Consider the following 17,547-nt stretch of genomic DNA (forward strand, 5'->3'; position numbering starts at 1 on the left):
TTCTTATTCGGCTGAATCCACAGCTGCGATCATCCGCACGACATCCATCGTTTCGGCTACATCGTGCACGCGCAATATGCGTGCACCTTTGGCAAGGGCCAAGGCCGCAAGGGCGAGACCACCATACAGGCGCTCTCCCACCGGCCGCCCCAGGGCATTGCCTATCATGCTCTTTCGCGAGACCCCGACCAACAGGGGCCGCCCCAGGGCGTGCAAGGCTTCCATATGCTTGAACAGGCTCAGGTTGTGCGCCAAGGTCTTGGCAAAGCCGAACCCGGGATCAAGGATGATCCGCTCGGCGGGAATGCCCACGGCAGCACATTGTTCCAGACGCGCCACCAGAAACTCACCCACCTCCCTGGTCACATCGTCATAATGCGGGTCGTTCTGCATGGTCCCCGGCTCGCCGAGCATATGCATCAGGCAAACCGGCAACCCGGTGGCCGCCGCGGCATCCAGGGCACCATCACGCTGCAAGGACCGAACATCGTTGATCAGGCCCGCTCCCAGTCGCGCAGTCTCGCGCATGACCGCGGGCGTGGACGTATCGACCGAGATAATGACATCGAGTTCGCGATGGATGCGCTCCACAATCGGCGCCACCCGTTCCAGCTCTTCGATGGGCGAAACCGCGCGCGCACCCGGCCGGGTCGATTCCCCCCCCACATCGATCAGTGTCGCGCCAGCGGCCACCATGGCCTCGGCATGCCGCAGCGCAGCATCGAGCTGGCTGAATCGACCACCATCGGAAAAGGAATCAGGCGTGACATTGAGAATGCCCATGACATGTGCATGGGCCAAATCAAGAACCCGGTTGCCGCAAGGCAACCGGGTCGAGGACTGAACAGAAGTCATTTCAAGCCTTAGACATCAGCGGCAGGACCGCCAATCGGTGTTTCCGGACGCTCACCCTGTACCGCCGGAGGTGTACCGGAGGTACCGGTACCACCGCCCGACCAGTCACGAGGCTCGCGAGGCTCGCGACCCGCCATGATGTCGTCGATCTGCTCGGCATCGATGGTTTCGTACTTCATCAGGGCGTCGGCCATGGCATCGAGCTTGTCACGGTTGTCCGTGAGGATCTGCCGGGCAGTGCCATAGCACTGGTCGATGATGCTGCGCACCTCGGAATCGATCAGCTTGGCCGTCTCGCCGGAGAAGCTTGCATGCTGGCCACTGCCACCACGACCGAGGAACACTTCCCCTTCTTCTTCGGCATACATCAACGGCCCCAGCTTCTCGGACAGGCCCCACTTGGTGACCATGTTCCGAGCGATCTGACTGGCGCGCATGATGTCGTTGGATGCACCCGTGGTCACACCGTCGAAGCCCAACGTCATCTCTTCAGCGATACGACCGCCGTACAACGAACAGATCTGACTGATCAATGCACGCTTGGACAGGCTGTAGCGATCCTCTTCCGGCAGGAACATGGTCACGCCCAGGGCACGACCACGCGGGATGATCGAGACCTTGTAGACCGGATCATGCTCGGGCACGACACGACCAACGATCGCGTGACCCGCCTCGTGATACGCAGTGTTCTGCTTTTCTTTCTCCGACATGACCATGGATTTGCGCTCCGCGCCCATCATGATCTTGTCCTTGGCCAGCTCGAATTCCTTCATTTCCACGACGCGCTTGCCGGTACGAGCGGCGAACAGCGACGCTTCGTTGACCAGGTTCGCCAGGTCGGCACCGGAAAAGCCCGGCGTGCCACGCGCGATGACGGCCGGAGCGACGTCGTCGCCCATCGGCACCTTGCGCATATGGACCTTGAGGATCTGCTCGCGCCCACGAATGTCCGGCAGCCCTACCACGACCTGGCGGTCGAAACGACCTGGACGCAACAGCGCAGGGTCGAGCACGTCAGGACGGTTGGTGGCGGCGATCACGATGATGCCGTCGTTCATTTCGAAACCGTCCATCTCGACCAGCAACTGGTTGAGAGTCTGTTCGCGCTCGTCGTGACCGCCACCCATGCCGGCGCCACGATGGCGACCAACGGCGTCGATTTCGTCGATGAAGATGATGCACGGTGCGTGCTTCTTGGCCTGCTCGAACATGTCGCGAACACGGCTGGCGCCCACGCCGACGAACATTTCGACGAAGTCGGAACCGGAAATGGTGAAGAACGGCACCTTGGCTTCGCCGGCAATCGCCTTGGCCAGCAAGGTTTTACCGGTACCTGGCGGGCCTACCATCAGCACGCCGCGCGGGATACGCCCGCCCAGGCGCTGGAACTTGCCCGGATCGCGCAGGAACTCGACCAGTTCGCCCACTTCTTCCTTGGCTTCGTCGCAGCCTGCGACGTCGGCCAGGGTGGTTTTCACCTGGTCTTCGGAAAGTAGCCGGGCCTTGCTCTTGCCAAAGCTCATCGGCCCGCCCTTGCCACCGCCGCCGCCCTGCATCTGGCGCATGAAGAACATGAACACCGCGATGATCACCAGGATCGGGAAGCTGGCCACCAGGAGCTGGGTCCAGATGCTTTGCTGCTCAGGCTGCTTGCCTTCGACCACGACATGGTTGTCCACCAGGTCGCCAATCAGGCCATTGTCCTGGATTGCCGGACGAATGGTCTTGAAGCTGTCGCCATCGGTGCGCTTGCCGGTAATCACATAGCCATCAACGGCTACGCGCTCGACCTTGCCATCCTTGACCTGCTGGATGAAGTCGGAATAGTTGAGGGTCTGCGGCTCGTTAGGACTGGAGAAGTTGTTCATCACGGTCACCAGGACAGCGGCGATGATCAACCACAGGATCAGATTCTTTGCCATATCGTTCAATTAACTACCCTCTGAAGCAAGCTCCGCTACTGGCGCGCGCTTCGCATGATATTCACCGGCCTAACTTACTACATTACCTACGACTCTGGCAGGCGCCGTCTGTAACCCTTTGTGAAACTTTGACCGCATAATTTTGGTTACGCGGCTTTTTCAATGCGAGACAAAAAAAACTATCGCCCTGTTCAAAGACGCTCATCACTGGCCGCGCCTTCGACACCGCGAAAGCCTCGCGCCAGCAGATACTGCTCGCGAGAACGGTCACGGGACGACAATGGCTTGCGCATCTGCACCTTGTCGAACAACTTGCGGATGCCCTTGTGGTATTCGTCGAAGCCTTCCCCCTGGAAGACCTTGATCAGAAAATCACCGCCTGGACGCAAAACCCGCCCGGCAAGATCCAGGGCCAGCTCGCTGAGGAACATGGCACGAGGCATGTCGACAGCCGCCAATCCACTCATATTGGGGGCCATATCGGAAATCACAAGGTCAACTTGCGTATTTCCGACGGCTTCCAGGATTTTCGCCAGTACGGCGTCTTCCGTGAAATCGCCCTGGATAAAGGTCACATCAGGGATGCTGTCCATTTCCAGGATGTCGGAAGCGATCAAGCGGCCCTGACCACCAATCAGACGACTGGTAACCTGGGACCAGCCGCCCGGCGCCGCGCCAAGGTCGATCACGGTCATGCCTGGACGGATCAGGCGATCCTTTTCCTGGATCTCCAGCAATTTATAGCTGGCACGAGAGCGATAGCCGTCTTTTTGCGCCATTTTGACGTACGGATCGTTGAAATGCTCTCTGAGCCAGTTCTGGCTAGTCTTGGAACGGGCCACGGGCCACCTCTAAAAATAAAACGGGTCGTGATTAAGTGGGCGGTCCCGGACTTGCTCGGGTAAACTGGCCGCCGCTTTTTACAAGATCAGACGCAGGGGTCAGATTATGCCGCTCACTCAAGAGCAGAAGAAACAATACAAATCCATTGGCCACCATCTGAAACCGGTTTTGACTGTGGCTGACAACGGTTTGACTGAAGGTGTACTCGCCGAACTGGAACGCGCCCTGGGCGATCACGAGCTGATCAAGATCAAGCTCAACATCCTCGATCGCGAAGCCCGCCTGGCTGCCGTTGCCGAATTGTGCAAGACCGGCAAGGCAGACCTGGTGCAGGTCATCGGCAAGATGGCGCTGATTTATCGCAAGAATTTCAGCGTCAACAAGCAACTGTCGAACGTTCATCGCTTCAAGTGATGCCAAAGGGTCAAGGGTGTGCTTCGCACACCCTGCCGCTCCACCCCGGAACCGGCTGCAAGACCAGTACCAGACCGGAAAAACCCAGCACCAGGTAACTGAATACCTGCCACTGGCTCGCATCCGGCCAGCCGAGACGCACGGCAAAGAACATCCCGCACGCGTACAACGACATGAGCAGCAATTGCCCACGAATGTCGCGCCATAGGCTGCCAAGGCCTTCGGCCTGAACCAGCACCAACGCCTGAAACATCACGCACGCCGCGGAAAAACCCACCAGCAGCGCCGTGAGCATGCCTGCGATTTCATCGATGAGCAGCGGTGCCAGGCCCACTCGCCCCAGCACCGGCAGCAAACCGATGTGCAGCAACCAGACACCGCCCACCCACAACATCTGGGTGAGCTGCCAGATCATGGCGCCCGCTCGCAGCGGGCGCCTTCGTTCAGATGTGACGGACTTCGACAATCTCATACTCGATGACACCACCCGGTGTCTTCACCGCCACCACATCGCCCTCTTCCTTGGCAATCAAGGCACGAGCAATGGGTGAACCGACGGAAATCTTGCCGAGCTTGATGTCTGCCTCGTCCTCGCCAACGATCTGGTACGTCACGCTTTCATCGGTCTCGACGTTGGCGATTTCCACCGTGGTGCCGAAAATCACTTTGCCGGTATGTGGAATCGTCGTGACATCGATGATCACCGCATTCTGCATGCGGCCTTCGATGTCCCGGACACGCGCCTCGACCATCCCTTGCTCCTCTCGGGCAGCGTGGTATTCGGCGTTTTCCTTGAGATCGCCCAGCTCACGCGCTTCACCGATAGCCTGGCTCAAGCGCGGGCGCTCAACCTTGGTCAGGAAAGCGTGTTCTTCTTCCAGGGCCTTCGCGCCCTGAACAGTCATCGGGTACTTGGTTATGCTCATGCCTTCAATCCTGCATGTAGATCCTGCAAGCGACGTACGGTCTTCTCGGGACCGAACTTGAGCGCTTCGCAGATCGCTTCGCCTGCCGCAATGGTCGTGGTGCAGTAGATCTTGTGCTGCAGCGCGTTGCGACGAATGGAGTAGGAATCGGCGATCGATTGACGACCCTCGGTGGTGTTGATGATCAGCGTGACTTCGTCATTCTTGATCATGTCGACCACGTGCGGACGCCCCTCGGTCACCTTGTTCACGCGGCGCACTTTCAGGCCCGCGGCTTCGATCAGCCTGGCAGTACCGGCAGTGGCGACCACTTCGAAGCCCAAGTTGATCAGATCACGGGCCACGCCTGCAACCAGTGGCTTGTCGTCATCACGCACGCTGATGAACGCCGTGCCGCCAGTCGGCAACACCTCGCTGGCGCCCATCTGGGCCTTGGCAAACGCCTCACCGAAGGTATCGCCCACGCCCATCACTTCACCGGTGGACTTCATTTCCGGGCCGAGGATCGGGTCCACGCCAGGGAACTTGGCGAACGGGAACACCGCCTCTTTCACGCTGTAGAAGTTCGGAATGATTTCTTTGGTGAAGTTCAGTTCCTTAAGGGTTTTGCCGGCCATGACTCGCGCCGCGATCATCGCCAGGGAAACGCCGATGCACTTGGAGACGAACGGCACGGTCCGGGAAGCGCGCGGGTTGACTTCGATGACGTAGATGTCTTCGCCCTGCAAGGCCAGTTGCACGTTCATCAGGCCGACGACGCCCAGCTCCAGGGCCATTTTCTTGACCTGCTCGCGCATTTCGTCCTGGATGTGCGCCGGCAACGAGTAAGGCGGCAGCGAACAGGCGGAGTCACCGGAGTGAACACCGGCCTGTTCGATGTGCTGCATGATCGCGCCGATCACCACATCCTTGCCGTCGCTGACCGCATCCACGTCCATTTCAATGGCGCAGTTGAGGAAGTGGTCCAGCAGCACCGGGCTGTCGTTGGACACCTGGACCGCTTCGCGCAGGTAGCGCTTGAGCTCGTCTTCCTGATAGACGATTTCCATCGCACGGCCGCCCAGTACATAGGACGGACGCACCACCAGTGGGTAACCGATCTTGGCGGCGGCACGAATCGCTTCGTCTTCGCTGCGCACGGTGGCGTTTGGCGGCTGGCGCAGGTTCAGGCGCTCGACCATCTGCTGGAAGCGCTCACGGTCTTCGGCGCGGTCGATCGCATCCGGGCTGGTACCGATGATCGGCACGCCGGCGGCTTCCAGGGCACGGGCCAGTTTCAACGGAGTCTGGCCGCCGTACTGGACGATCACGCCTTTTGGTTTCTCGACGCGGACGATTTCCAGCACGTCTTCCAGGGTCACTGGCTCGAAGTACAGGCGATCGGAGGTGTCGTAGTCGGTGGACACGGTTTCCGGGTTGCAGTTGACCATGATGGTCTCGTAACCGTCGTCGCGCAGGGCCAGTGCCGCGTGTACGCAGCAGTAGTCGAACTCGATACCCTGGCCGATCCGGTTAGGCCCGCCACCCAGAATCATGATCTTGTCCCGGGTCGATGGCGCGGCTTCGCACTCTTCTTCGTACGTGGAGTACAGGTAGGCGGTATCGGTGGCGAACTCGGCCGCGCAGGTGTCGACGCGCTTGTAGACCGGGAACACTTCCAGCTTGTGGCGGTGGGTGCGCAGGCTCTTCTCGGTCACACCCAGCAGCTTGGCCAGGCGCATGTCGGAGAAACCTTTGCGCTTGAGGCGGAACATCGTGTCGCGATCGATGCTGGACATGCCCAGGGTCTTGACCTTCTCTTCTTCCTTGATCAGGTCTTCGATCTGCACCAGGAACCAAGGGTCGATCATGTTCATGCCGAAGATCTGCTCGACGGTCATGCCGGCGCGGAAGGCATCGGCCACGTACCAGATGCGCTCGGCACCTGGCACGGTCAGCTCGCGCTTGAGCACGCTCATGCTTTCCGGGTCGTTCAGGTCCAGCTTCGGATCCAGGCCACAGACACCCACTTCCAGGCCGCGCAGGGCTTTCTGCAGGGACTCCTGGAAGGTCCGGCCGATGGCCATGACTTCACCGACCGACTTCATCTGGGTGGTCAGGCGGGCATCGGCCTTGGCGAACTTCTCGAAGGCGAAGCGTGGCAGCTTGGTCACGACGTAGTCGATGGACGGTTCGAAGGACGCCGGGGTCTTGCCGCCGGTGATGTCGTTCGACAGCTCGTCCAGGGTGTAGCCCACGGCCAGCTTGGCGGCGACCTTGGCAATCGGGAAACCGGTGGCCTTGGACGCCAGGGCCGACGAACGGGAGACCCGCGGGTTCATCTCGATGACCACCATGCGACCGGTGTTCGGGCAGATGCCGAACTGGACGTTGGAGCCGCCGGTTTCCACGCCGATCTCGCGCAGTACCGCCAGGGAGGCGTTACGCAGGATCTGGTATTCCTTGTCGGTCAGGGTCTGGGCCGGTGCGACGGTGATCGAGTCGCCGGTGTGCACGCCCATCGGGTCGAAGTTCTCGATGGAGCAGACGATGATGCAGTTGTCCTTTTTGTCGCGGACAACTTCCATTTCATATTCTTTCCAGCCGATCAGGGATTCGTCGATCAGCAGTTCCTTGGTCGGCGACAAGTCGAGGCCACGGGCGCAGATTTCTTCGAATTCTTCACGGTTGTAGGCGATGCCACCACCGGTGCCGCCCATGGTGAAGGACGGACGGATGATGCATGGGAAGCCGAGGCGCTCCAGGACGGCGTTGGCCTCTTCCATGCTGTGGGCGATGCCCGAGCGCGGGCAGTCCAGGCCGATGGATTTCATCGCCTTGTCGAAGCGCGAACGGTCTTCGGCCTTGTCGATGGTATCGGCGTTGGCGCCGATCATTTCCACACCGAACTTCTCCAGGACGCCTTCGCGCTCCAGGTCCAGGGCGCAGTTGAGCGCGGTCTGGCCGCCCATGGTCGGCAGCAGCGCATCAGGGCGCTCCTTCTCGATGATCTTGGCAACGGTCTGCCACTTGATCGGCTCGATGTAGGTGGCGTCGGCCATGGCCGGGTCGGTCATGATGGTGGCCGGGTTGGAGTTCACCAGGATGACGCGGTAGCCCTCTTCGCGCAGGGCTTTACAGGCCTGGGCGCCGGAGTAGTCGAATTCGCAGGCCTGGCCGATCACGATCGGGCCAGCGCCGAGAATCAGGATGCTTTTTATGTCTGTACGTTTTGGCATGGGTTTGTCACTCAAATCCGCAGGTCAGTCGGCTAGGCCGTCGAACAATCTTTGAAGCGCCCGAAGGGGCCGCCGCACTCGGGGCCGCCCTCGGGCTTCACGCGGTCAGCGTCGCTTGGCCATCTCGTTGATGAAGCGATCGAACAGCGGCGCCACATCGTTCGGGCCCGGGCTCGCTTCAGGGTGGCCCTGGAAGCTGAACGCGCTCTTGTCGGTACGCTCGATACCTTGCAGCGTGCCGTCGAACAGCGACTTGTGAATCGCACGCACGTTGGCCGGCAGGGTCGCCTCATCCACCGCAAAACCGTGGTTCTGGCTGGTGATCATCACCACGCCGGTATCCAGGTCCTGCACCGGGTGGTTGGCACCGTGGTGGCCGTGGCCCATTTTCAAGGTCTTGGCGCCCGAAGCGAGGGCCAGCAACTGGTGACCGAGGCAGATACCGAACACCGGGATCTCGGTTTCCAGCACGTCCTTGATCGCCTGGATCGCGTAGTCGCACGGCTCTGGGTCACCCGGGCCGTTGGACAGGAACACGCCGTCGGGATTGAGGGCCAGGACATCGGCGGCCGGGGTCTGGGCCGGTACCACGGTGACGCGGCAGCCACGCTCGACCAGCATGCGCAGGATGTTCAACTTGACGCCGTAGTCGTACGCCACCACGTGGTAGGGCAGCTCGGAAGCCTCGATCGTCGCGTGACTGTCGGTCTTCAGGTCCCAGACCGTGGAGCGCCATTCGTATTGTTTCTGGGTGCTGACGACTTTCGCCAGGTCCATGCCCTTGAGGCCAGGGAAGCCCTGGGCAGCGGCAATGGCGGCTTCTTCGGAAATGTTGTCGCCAGCCATGATGCAGCCGTTCTGCGCGCCTTTTTCCCGCAGGATGCGGGTCAGGCGGCGAGTGTCGATACCGGCGATCGCCACGACGTTGTTGGCTTTCAGGTAATCGGACAGGGACATCGTGTTACGCCAGTTGCTCGCTACCAGCGGCAAGTCACGGATGACCAGGCCGGCGGACCAGACACGATCGGACTCGGCGTCTTCCGGCGTGGTGCCAGTGTTGCCGATGTGCGGGTAAGTCAGGGTAACGATTTGCTGGGCGTAGGAAGGATCGGTAAGAATTTCCTGATAGCCGGTCATTGCGGTGTTAAACACCACCTCACCAACGGTCTGACCGTCGGCTCCAATGGCTTCGCCGCGAAAAATGCTGCCATCAGCAAGGGCGAGTATGGCTGGCTTAGTCAAGAAGACCTCCCGTAAATAAAGCCTGAAAGGGCGATCGCAGGTTGTAAAAAAGCGGAGTGACGTATGGACACGTCACCCCGCTTGTTCACTGAATTATTCTGCGCGCTTTTAGTGGACACACTAAAGCTGTAGCTTACAGAAAAAGGCTTTTTTGGTCCACCGCTAATGAGCCTTAAAGGCAGGGGAATGCGACAGGCCGTCGCGAAGCGGTGTAAAACGGGGCGCAGTATAACCTGAACCCCGCCTTCAATGGCATCAACGCAGGTCGAGAACGTCCTGCATGTCGTACAAGCCAGGCTCGCGGCCATCCAGCCACAGCGCGGCACGCACGGCGCCCTTGGCGAAGGTCATCCGGCTGGAGGCCTTGTGGGTGATCTCCAGGCGCTCGCCTTCAGTGGCGAACAACACCGTGTGATCACCTACCACATCACCACCGCGCACTGTGGCGAAACCGATGGTGTCGCGCTCGCGGGCACCGGTATGCCCTTCACGCCCGTACACGGCGACTTTCTGCAGATCACGCCCCAGCGCATCGGCAATCACCTCACCCATGCGCAAGGCCGTTCCGGAAGGTGCGTCGATCTTGTGCCGGTGATGCGCTTCGATGATTTCGATATCGGCATCGTCGCCCAAGACCCGGGCCGCCATGTCCAGCAGCTTCAGCGACAGGTTCACGCCCACGCTGAAGTTCGCCGCGAACACGATTGCGATGTCGTTGCCCGCTTCGGCCAGCAATTGCTTTTGCGCAACATCCAGCCCCGTGGTGCCGATCACCATGGCCTTGCCATGCTTGCGGCAGATCGCGAGGTTTTTCAGCATCACGTCCGGCAGGGTGAAGTCGATCAGCACATCGAACTCGTCCAGCACCTTCTCCAGGCCGCCGGACATCGGCACGCCGATACGCCCCAGCGAAGCCAGCTCGCCAGCATCGGCGCCCACCAACGTACTGTCGGGCCGAACGATGGCCGCCGTCAGGCCGGAGAGCGGCGAGCGCTGCTGCACCGCCTCGACCAGCGCCTTGCCCATGCGCCCCGCAGCGCCCATCACAGCTATACGTCGCATGCGAACTCCTTACAGGTCGCCGAAGAAGCGCTTCACGCCTTCGAACCAACCGGTGGTTTTCGGGGAGTGGCTGTTGTCATCCGCCAGCGTGCCGCGGAACTCTTCCAACAGCTCACGCTGACGCCGACTCAGGTTGACCGGCGTCTCCACCGCCACACGGCACATCAGGTCGCCCGCACCACCGCCACGCACTGGCGCAACGCCTTTGCCACGAATCCGGAACTGTTTGCCGGTCTGCGTGCCCTCGGGAATTTTCAGCTTGACGCGACCGTCGAGGGTCGGGATCTCGAGCTCGCCACCCAAGGCCGCGTCGACGAAGCTGATCGGCACTTCGCAGAACAGGTGCTTGCCGTCGCGCTGGAAAATCGCATGCTCGCGCACGTTGATGACCACATACAGGTCGCCAGTCGGACCGCCCTGGGCACCCGCCTCGCCTTCGCCGGACAGGCGAATGCGGTCACCGGTGTCGACACCGGCCGGCACTTTGACCGACAGCGTCTTGTACTCTTCGACACGCCCTTCGCCATGGCAGGAGTCGCACGGGTCGGAAATGATCTTGCCTTGGCCATGGCAACGCGGGCAGGTCTGCTGGACCGAGAAGAAGCCCTGCTGCATGCGAACCTGGCCGATGCCGCCGCAAGTCGGGCAAGTCACGGGCGAGGAGCCCTTCTTTGCACCCGAGCCATCGCACGGCTTGCAGTTGACCAATGTCGGTACACGGATATTGACGGTGGTACCACGCACCGCTTCTTCCAGGTTCAGCTCCAACGTGTAGCGCAAATCGCTGCCACGCTGGGCGCCCCCACGGGCACCGCCGCGACCGCCGCCGAAGAAATCGCTGAACACATCGCCGAAAATATCGGAGAAGTTCTGGCCGCCGAAACCGGCACCGCCGCCGCCCATGCTTGGGTCGACACCGGCATGCCCATACTGGTCGTAGGCCGCGCGCTTGCTGGAATCGGACAGAACTTCGTAAGCCTCGTTGGCTTCCTTGAACATCTCTTCCGACGCTTTATCGCCGGGATTACGGTCCGGGTGGTGCTTCATCGCCAGGCGACGATAAGCCTTTTTCAGCTCCGCCTCGCTGGCCCCCCGCTCGACACCCAATACTTCGTAAAAATCACGCTTCGCCATTAGTCTTTGCACTCTTATAGGACGTCCGGCAAACCTCTCCTGAGCCTTGCCAAACTCGTTGAGCCCCAATACAGGCCCGGACCCAACTCACGTCAATTCAACGATCCTGGTCTTTAAATATTTCAGCCAGGGCCCCGGCCAAAACGCAGTGCCCATCGCCGGAAAGCAGGAGCATTCCCGAACGCACCGCCAACATCCGAACACTGTCGCATGCTGTAAAAATTCCCTAGCTCCAGACACGCCAACGCGGGAGCAAGCCCCCGCGCGGCGACATCCTACCAGCCACCGCACAAGTGCAGTCAACCGGCCGACCAACAAGCGATTACTTGTGGTCTTTCACTTCTTCGAACTCGGCATCCACGACGTCGTCGGCTTTTTCGGCCGATTCGCCCTGGGCAGCCGCGCCTTCAGCGGGCTGAGCCTGCTCGGCGTACATCTTCTGAGCCACTGGTGCGGAGACCTTGGACAGCTCTTCGATCTTCGCCTCGATGGCCGCCTTGTCGTCGCCTTTCACAGCGGCTTCCAGGGCAACCACGGCCGCTTCGATGGCGGTTTTCTCTTCCGCGGTCACTTTCTCGCCAGCATCGGCGATCATCTTGCGGGTCGAGTGCACCAGGGCATCGCCCTGGTTGCGGGCGCTGGCCAGCTCTTCGAACTTGCGGTCTTCCTCGGCGTTGACTTCAGCATCGCGAACCATCTGCTGAATCTCTTCCTCGGACAGACCGGAGTTGGCCTTGATCACGATCGACTGGGTCTTGCCGGTGGCCTTGTCTTTCGCGCCGACGTGCAGGATGCCGTTGGCGTCGATGTCGAAAGTCACTTCGATTTGTGGCACGCCACGTGGCGCTGGTGGAATCTCGGCCAGGTCGAACTTGCCCAGGGATTTGTTCTGGGCAGCCTGCTTGCGCTCACCCTGCAGCACGTGGATGGTCACGGCGCCCTGGTTGTCGTCGGCCGTCGAGAACACCTGGGATTTCTTGGTAGGAATCGTGGTGTTTTTCTCGATCAGCGCAGTCATCACGCCACCCATGGTTTCGATACCCAGGGTCAGCGGGCTGACGTCGAGCAGCAGAACGTCCTTCACGTCACCGGCCAGAACAGCGCCCTGGATGGCAGCACCCATGGCAACGGCTTCGTCCGGGTTCACGTCCTTGCGGGCTTCTTTGCCGAAGAAGTCGGTGACCAGCTTCTGAACCAGCGGCATACGGGTCTGGCCGCCCACCAGGATCACGTCGTTGATCGAGCCAACGTCGATACCGGCGTCTTTCATCGCAATGCGGCAAGGTTCGATGGTGCGCTGAACCAGGTCTTCCACCAGCGCTTCGAGCTTGGCGCGGGAGATTTTTACGTTCAGGTGCTTAGGACCGGTGGCATCTGCGGTGATGTACGGCAGGTTCACGTCGGTCGACTGGCTCGAGGACAGTTCGATCTTGGCTTTTTCAGCGGCTTCTTTCAGGCGCTGCATGGCCAGCGGGTCACCCTTGAGGTTCATGCCGCTTTCTTTCTTGAACTCGTCGACGAGGTAGTCGATCAGGCGGATGTCGAAGTCTTCACCACCGAGGAACGTGTCACCGTTGGTTGCCAGTACTTCGAACTGGTGTTCGCCGTCGACTTCAGCGATCTCGATCACGGAGACGTCGAAGGTACCGCCACCCAGGTCATAGACGATCACGGTGTGGTCGCCCTTGGCCTTGTCCATACCGTAGGCCAGAGCGGCCGCGGTCGGTTCGTTGATAATACGTTTTACGTCCAGGCCCGCGATGCGGCCGGCGTCTTTGGTCGCCTGGCGCTGGCTATCGTTGAAATAGGCAGGAACCGTGATGACCGCCTCGGTCACCGCTTCGCCGAGGTAGTCTTCGGCGGTTTTCTTCATTTTCTTGAGGATCTCGGCCGAGATCTGTGGCGGTGCCATTTTCTGGCCGTTCACTTCAACCCAGGCGTCGCCGTTGTCAGCCTTGGCGATTTTGTAAGGCACCATCTTGATGTCTTTCTGAACGACTTCTTCGTCGAACTTGCGACCGATCAGACGCTTCACCGCGTACAGGGTGTTATGCGGATTGGTCACTGCCTGACGCTTGGCCGACTGGCCAACCAGAATTTCGCCATCATTGGCGTACGCGATGATCGACGGCGTGGTACGCGCGCCTTCAGCGTTTTCAATAACCTTGGCCTTGCCGTTTTCCAGCACGGAGACGCACGAGTTGGTGGTCCCCAGGTCGATGCCGATAATCTTGCCCATGTTAACTCTCCCGGAACTTGGATTTTGTTGCCGCAGCAGTGGTGGCTAACTGCGGTAGCACTTAAACGCTTGACTTATAGATGGGGCCGCTGCGCCCGATTTCAAGCCTGCTCGTCAATAGAAGGCGAAACCGGTGCCGGTGCCTTGCTGACCACGACCATGGCCGGGCGCAACAGACGGCCATTCAGCAGATAGCCCTTCTGGAAAACCTTCAAAACACTGTTTGGCTCGACGTCGGCACTTTCCTGCATCGCCATGGCCTGGTGATGTTCGGCATTGAAGGGCTCGCCATGGGGATCAAGGGCTTCGAGCTGATAACGCTTGAGGGTGTCCTGGAACATCTTCAGGGTCAGCTCGATGCCTTCACGCATCGGACGGATGTTCTCGTCGTCCGGGTTGGACAGCTCCAGGCCGCGCTCCAGGCTGTCGATGATCGGCAGCAGGTCGCTGGCAAAACGCTCCAGGGCGAATTTATGAGCCTTTTCTACATCTTGCTCGGCGCGACGGCGGACATTCTGCAGGTCGGCGGCTACACGCAACGCCTGATCCTGCGCACCGGCCAGTTGCTCCTCGAGCACTTGTACACGTGCCGTCAGGTCCTCACCGGAATCCTGGGAGGCCTGATTGGCGTCTAGATTTTGCGTGTCCTGCGTCTGTTCGTCAGCCATAGAATTTCTCCTTTCAACTTCGTCCGCGAGCTCGACTCGCGCTTCTGCCCCGGTATATGGGGCCGGGTTTTCCAGCTTCAAGGGCCACCTGACGAATTAACCTTACAAAAAGCAGCTGCATAATCATTCCTCGCTGCGCTAAGAAAATCACTTTCCCAAGCAAATCGAGCTAAGCGCGGGCATTGTCAGGCCGAAACAAAACACTGTATAAATAACCAGACCTAAAGCCTGGGAGCGGCCTTATGCTGGTGCACCTGTCCGTACACAACTACGCCATCGTCGAACATCTGGACCTCGAACTCGATCGAGGCATGAGCGTGATCACCGGTGAAACCGGCGCGGGCAAGTCGATCATGCTCGACGCCCTGGGCCTGACGCTGGGCGACCGCGCCGACAGCGGCGTGGTGCGCCCCGGAGCGGACAAGGCCGACATCCTGGCGACGTTCGACCTGGTCGACATCCCCGAGGCCAGCGCCTGGCTGGCCGAACGCGACCTGGACACCGACGGCCTGTGCATCCTGCGCCGAGTCATCACCGCCGAAGGCCGCTCCCGAGGCTACATCAACGGCACGCCCTGCCCCCTGGGCGATCTCAAGGCCCTTGGCGAACTGTTGATCGACATCCACAGCCAGCATGAGCACCAATCCCTGCTCAAGACCGATACCCATCGTCGCCTGCTGGATGAATACGCCGGCGCCACCGACCTGGCCCGGCAAGTCCAGCTGGCCGCCCAACGCTGGCGGCAGACCCGTCAGGAGCTCGATCGCCTTTCCAACTCCGGCGACGAACAGCGTGCCCGTCACCAGCTATTGAGCTACCAGCTCGAAGAACTGGAAAACCTGTCCCTGGGTGAAAATGAACTGGAAGAACTGGAGCAGGAACACAAGAACCTGACCAACGCCGAAACCCTGCTGGGCATCTGCCGCCAAGTGGTCGAACAATGCAGCGAGAGCGACTCGGGCAATGTCCTCAATGCCCTGACGGCGAGCCTGAACCGACTCTCCAGCGTGAACAATTCGGTGGGTGCCCTGAACGAAGCGACCAACCTGCTGACGAGCGCGCAGATCCAGGTCGAGGAAGCCGTTGGGGAACTGAACCGCTTCCTCGATCATTTCGATGCCGACCCGGCCCGCCTGCAGTACCTGGAAGAGCGCCTGGACACCATCTATACGCTGGCGCGCAAGCACCGTATCCAGCCAACCGACGTTGCCGAACTCCAGCAGCGCCTGCTGGAAGAACTGGAAACCCTGAACGCCAACGATGAATCCATCGAGCGCCTGGGGGATGAACTGGCTTCCTATGCCCGTCATTACCAGGAAAAGGCCAAGGAGCTCAGTGAATTGCGGCGCCAGGCCGCGACAGGGCTGACCAGCGCCGTGGAGCAGGAGATCCAGCGCCTGGGCATGCCGGGCGGACGCTTCACCATCGAATTGCGCCCCAACGCCGGTGACGAGCTCCAACCCAATGGGCTGGAACAGGTGGAACTGCTGGTCAGCGCCAACCCCGGGCAACCGCTCAAGGGCCTGGCCAAAGTCGCCTCCGGCGGTGAGTTGTCGCGAATCAGCCTGGCCATCCAGGTCATCACCGCGCAGACCTCACGCGTGCCGACACTGGTATTCGACGAAGTGGACGTGGGCATCGGCGGCCCAACCGCGGAAATTGTCGGCCAACTGCTGCGCCGACTGGGGGAACGCGGCCAGGTGCTGACCGTCACTCACCTGCCCCAGGTCGCCGCCCAGGGACACCAGCATTTATTCGTGCACAAAGTGCGTGGCGAGGACGCGACTCGCACCGCCGTGTCCAAGCTCAACAAAAACGAGCGAGTGGAAGAAGTGGCGCGAATGCTCGGGGGTATCGACCTCACCAAGGAATCCCTGGCCCACGCGAAAAAAATGGTCGTTACTGCGAAAATCTGAGAACGACAGACAGCACGAAGGCGACCCTGGGGTCGCCTTCGTTCGTTTCGCGAACCTCAAGTCCGCGCGACATGCTTATTTTTTCTTGCGTACGTACAGTACAAGATTGTGATCGACCATCTCGAAACCATACTTGTCGACGATTGCCTTCTGCAGCCGCTCGATTTCTTCGTCGAAGAATTCGATGACTTCGCTGGTCTCGACGTTGACCATATGGTCGTGATGCTTGCCGTCGTCCAGCTCGAAGACCGCATGGCCTCCGTCGAAGTTGTGTCGCACCACAAGGCCAGCTGCCTCGAACTGGGTCAGAACACGGTAAACCGTGGCCAGACCGACGTCCTCACCAGCCTCCATAAGCGCCTTGTAGACGTCCTCGGCACTCATGTGGCGTTGCTCTGCGGAATCGAGCATTTGTAGAATCTTGACCCGTGGCAGGGTCACTTTGAGGCCGGCTTTGCGTAGTTCGCTATTTTCAACCATGGTCAGCTTTCTCGCGATGCTGCTTCGCAGCTTCTCTTAATGCGGGTATGATCGGCGTTTACGTTGTCCCAGCCAAGATAGTGGAAGTCGCCCACCGATGCAAAACACCAAGCTCTTGCTAACCAGTTTCACCTTTGTGGGACTGCTCGCACTCGCCGGTTGTTCATTCCCCGGGGTTTACAAAATCGACATCCAGCAGGGCAATGTCGTCACGCAGGACATGATAGACCAGTTACGCCCGGGAATGACCCGCCGGCAAGTACGGTTTATCATGGGTAACCCTCTGCTGACCGACACGTTCCATGCCGATCGCTGGGATTATCTGTACAGCTTGCAGCCAGGCGGCGGTGAGCGCCAGCAGGAACGCATCAGCGTTATCTTTAGCCCCAATGACCAACTCGTCAGCCTGTCGGGGGATTTCATGCCTGGCGTGAGCCGCGACGAGGCCATCATGGGCAAGGACAGCGGCACCACCGTGACCGATCCGACCCAGAATGCCGAACAGCCGAAACCGGAAAAACCGGCCAAGCCAGGTTCGTTGCTGGACCAGATCCAGAAGGACGTGGACAAAGTCGAGACCGTACCGGTCCCGACACCAGAGCCCCTGGACACCTCGCCGCAATAAATT

Annotated in this window: 15 protein-coding genes; 3 read left to right on the top strand and 12 right to left on the bottom strand. The window is 60.3% G+C overall.

Annotated elements, in window-relative coordinates; genetic code table 11:
* Positions 1-3 precede the first annotated feature (3 nt).
* The 3 genes from folP to rlmE form a co-directional block, all read right to left on the bottom strand.
* The gene (gene folP, locus BLU85_RS18370) at positions 4-855 is read right to left on the bottom strand and encodes a dihydropteroate synthase (protein ID WP_092202124.1); all 852 of its coding nucleotides are present in this window, start codon (positions 853-855) and stop codon (positions 4-6) included.
* Between the two features lie 8 nt (positions 856-863).
* Positions 864-2,777, bottom strand: coding sequence for an ATP-dependent zinc metalloprotease FtsH (gene ftsH / locus BLU85_RS18375; protein WP_092202121.1), 1,914 nt, complete (start codon positions 2,775-2,777; stop codon positions 864-866).
* A 191-nt stretch (positions 2,778-2,968) separates the two neighbouring features.
* Positions 2,969-3,619 (bottom strand): 23S rRNA (uridine(2552)-2'-O)-methyltransferase RlmE, encoded by a 651-nt coding sequence (rlmE, locus tag BLU85_RS18380; RefSeq protein ID WP_060739222.1) that lies wholly within the window; start codon positions 3,617-3,619, stop codon positions 2,969-2,971.
* 106 nt (positions 3,620-3,725) lie between these two features.
* Between rlmE and BLU85_RS18385 the strand changes: the two genes are divergently transcribed.
* On the top strand, positions 3,726-4,034 hold the full coding sequence (locus tag BLU85_RS18385; RefSeq protein WP_003177852.1) for a YhbY family RNA-binding protein: 309 nt from the start codon (positions 3,726-3,728) through the stop codon (positions 4,032-4,034).
* 10 nt (positions 4,035-4,044) lie between these two features.
* Here the strand turns inward: BLU85_RS18385 and BLU85_RS18390 are convergent, their stop codons facing one another.
* From BLU85_RS18390 to grpE, 8 genes are all read right to left on the bottom strand, one after another.
* Complete coding sequence (locus tag BLU85_RS18390) at positions 4,045-4,449, bottom strand: MFS transporter (RefSeq protein WP_092202119.1); 405 nt, start codon at positions 4,447-4,449, stop codon at positions 4,045-4,047.
* Between the two features lie 28 nt (positions 4,450-4,477).
* Positions 4,478-4,954, bottom strand: coding sequence for a transcription elongation factor GreA (gene greA, locus BLU85_RS18395; RefSeq protein WP_030139783.1), 477 nt, complete (start codon positions 4,952-4,954; stop codon positions 4,478-4,480).
* Between the two features lie 2 nt (positions 4,955-4,956).
* The gene (gene carB / locus BLU85_RS18400) at positions 4,957-8,178 is read right to left on the bottom strand and encodes a carbamoyl-phosphate synthase large subunit (RefSeq protein ID WP_092202117.1); all 3,222 of its coding nucleotides are present in this window, start codon (positions 8,176-8,178) and stop codon (positions 4,957-4,959) included.
* Between the two features lie 105 nt (positions 8,179-8,283).
* Complete coding sequence (gene carA / locus BLU85_RS18405) at positions 8,284-9,420, bottom strand: glutamine-hydrolyzing carbamoyl-phosphate synthase small subunit (RefSeq protein ID WP_092202115.1); 1,137 nt, start codon at positions 9,418-9,420, stop codon at positions 8,284-8,286.
* A gap of 255 nt (positions 9,421-9,675) precedes the next feature.
* On the bottom strand, positions 9,676-10,482 hold the full coding sequence (gene dapB / locus BLU85_RS18410) for a 4-hydroxy-tetrahydrodipicolinate reductase (RefSeq protein ID WP_053181926.1): 807 nt from the start codon (positions 10,480-10,482) through the stop codon (positions 9,676-9,678).
* Between the two features lie 9 nt (positions 10,483-10,491).
* Positions 10,492-11,616, bottom strand: a complete 1,125-nt coding sequence (gene dnaJ / locus BLU85_RS18415) for a molecular chaperone DnaJ (protein ID WP_060739226.1) — start codon at positions 11,614-11,616, stop codon at positions 10,492-10,494.
* Between the two features lie 322 nt (positions 11,617-11,938).
* Positions 11,939-13,855 carry a molecular chaperone DnaK gene (gene dnaK, locus BLU85_RS18420; RefSeq protein WP_014336568.1) on the bottom strand — a complete coding sequence of 639 codons (1,917 nt, stop codon included), beginning with the start codon at positions 13,853-13,855 and terminating at the stop codon, positions 11,939-11,941.
* A gap of 101 nt (positions 13,856-13,956) precedes the next feature.
* A complete protein-coding gene (gene grpE, locus BLU85_RS18425; RefSeq protein WP_092202113.1) occupies positions 13,957-14,523 on the bottom strand; it encodes a nucleotide exchange factor GrpE in 567 nt (188 codons plus the stop codon).
* Positions 14,524-14,765: 242 nt separating this feature from the next.
* Here grpE and recN point away from each other — a divergent pair, with 242 nt between their 5' ends.
* Entirely contained in the window at positions 14,766-16,439 is a 1,674-nt protein-coding gene (gene recN / locus BLU85_RS18430; protein WP_092202111.1) for a DNA repair protein RecN, read from the top strand.
* 75 nt (positions 16,440-16,514) lie between these two features.
* Here the strand turns inward: recN and fur are convergent, their stop codons facing one another.
* On the bottom strand, positions 16,515-16,919 hold the full coding sequence (gene fur / locus BLU85_RS18435) for a ferric iron uptake transcriptional regulator (protein WP_003197684.1): 405 nt from the start codon (positions 16,917-16,919) through the stop codon (positions 16,515-16,517).
* 97 nt (positions 16,920-17,016) lie between these two features.
* Between fur and BLU85_RS18440 the strand changes: the two genes are divergently transcribed.
* Positions 17,017-17,544 (top strand): outer membrane protein assembly factor BamE, encoded by a 528-nt coding sequence (locus tag BLU85_RS18440; RefSeq protein WP_092202109.1) that lies wholly within the window; start codon positions 17,017-17,019, stop codon positions 17,542-17,544.
* The last annotated feature ends 3 nt before the right edge of the window (positions 17,545-17,547 follow it).

Origin of the sequence: Pseudomonas sp. NFACC14 (assembly GCF_900106885.1) — a bacterium.
Taxonomy (GTDB): Bacteria; Pseudomonadota; Gammaproteobacteria; order Pseudomonadales; family Pseudomonadaceae; genus Aquipseudomonas; species Aquipseudomonas fluorescens_AA.

Coding starts and splice junctions, on each gene's coding strand:
- carB (WP_092202117.1), bottom strand. CDS start 8,178: ATGCCAAAACGTACAGACATAAAAAGCATCCTGATTCTCGGCGCTGGC.
- BLU85_RS18390 (WP_092202119.1), bottom strand. CDS start 4,449: ATGATCTGGCAGCTCACCCAGATGTTGTGGGTGGGCGGTGTCTGGTTG.
- folP (WP_092202124.1), bottom strand. CDS start 855: ATGACTTCTGTTCAGTCCTCGACCCGGTTGCCTTGCGGCAACCGGGTT.
- grpE (WP_092202113.1), bottom strand. CDS start 14,523: ATGGCTGACGAACAGACGCAGGACACGCAAAATCTAGACGCCAATCAG.
- dapB (WP_053181926.1), bottom strand. CDS start 10,482: ATGCGACGTATAGCTGTGATGGGCGCTGCGGGGCGCATGGGCAAGGCG.
- BLU85_RS18385 (WP_003177852.1), top strand. CDS start 3,726: ATGCCGCTCACTCAAGAGCAGAAGAAACAATACAAATCCATTGGCCAC.
- recN (WP_092202111.1), top strand. CDS start 14,766: ATGCTGGTGCACCTGTCCGTACACAACTACGCCATCGTCGAACATCTG.
- BLU85_RS18440 (WP_092202109.1), top strand. CDS start 17,017: ATGCAAAACACCAAGCTCTTGCTAACCAGTTTCACCTTTGTGGGACTG.
- dnaJ (WP_060739226.1), bottom strand. CDS start 11,616: ATGGCGAAGCGTGATTTTTACGAAGTATTGGGTGTCGAGCGGGGGGCC.
- dnaK (WP_014336568.1), bottom strand. CDS start 13,855: ATGGGCAAGATTATCGGCATCGACCTGGGGACCACCAACTCGTGCGTC.
- ftsH (WP_092202121.1), bottom strand. CDS start 2,777: ATGGCAAAGAATCTGATCCTGTGGTTGATCATCGCCGCTGTCCTGGTG.
- fur (WP_003197684.1), bottom strand. CDS start 16,919: ATGGTTGAAAATAGCGAACTACGCAAAGCCGGCCTCAAAGTGACCCTG.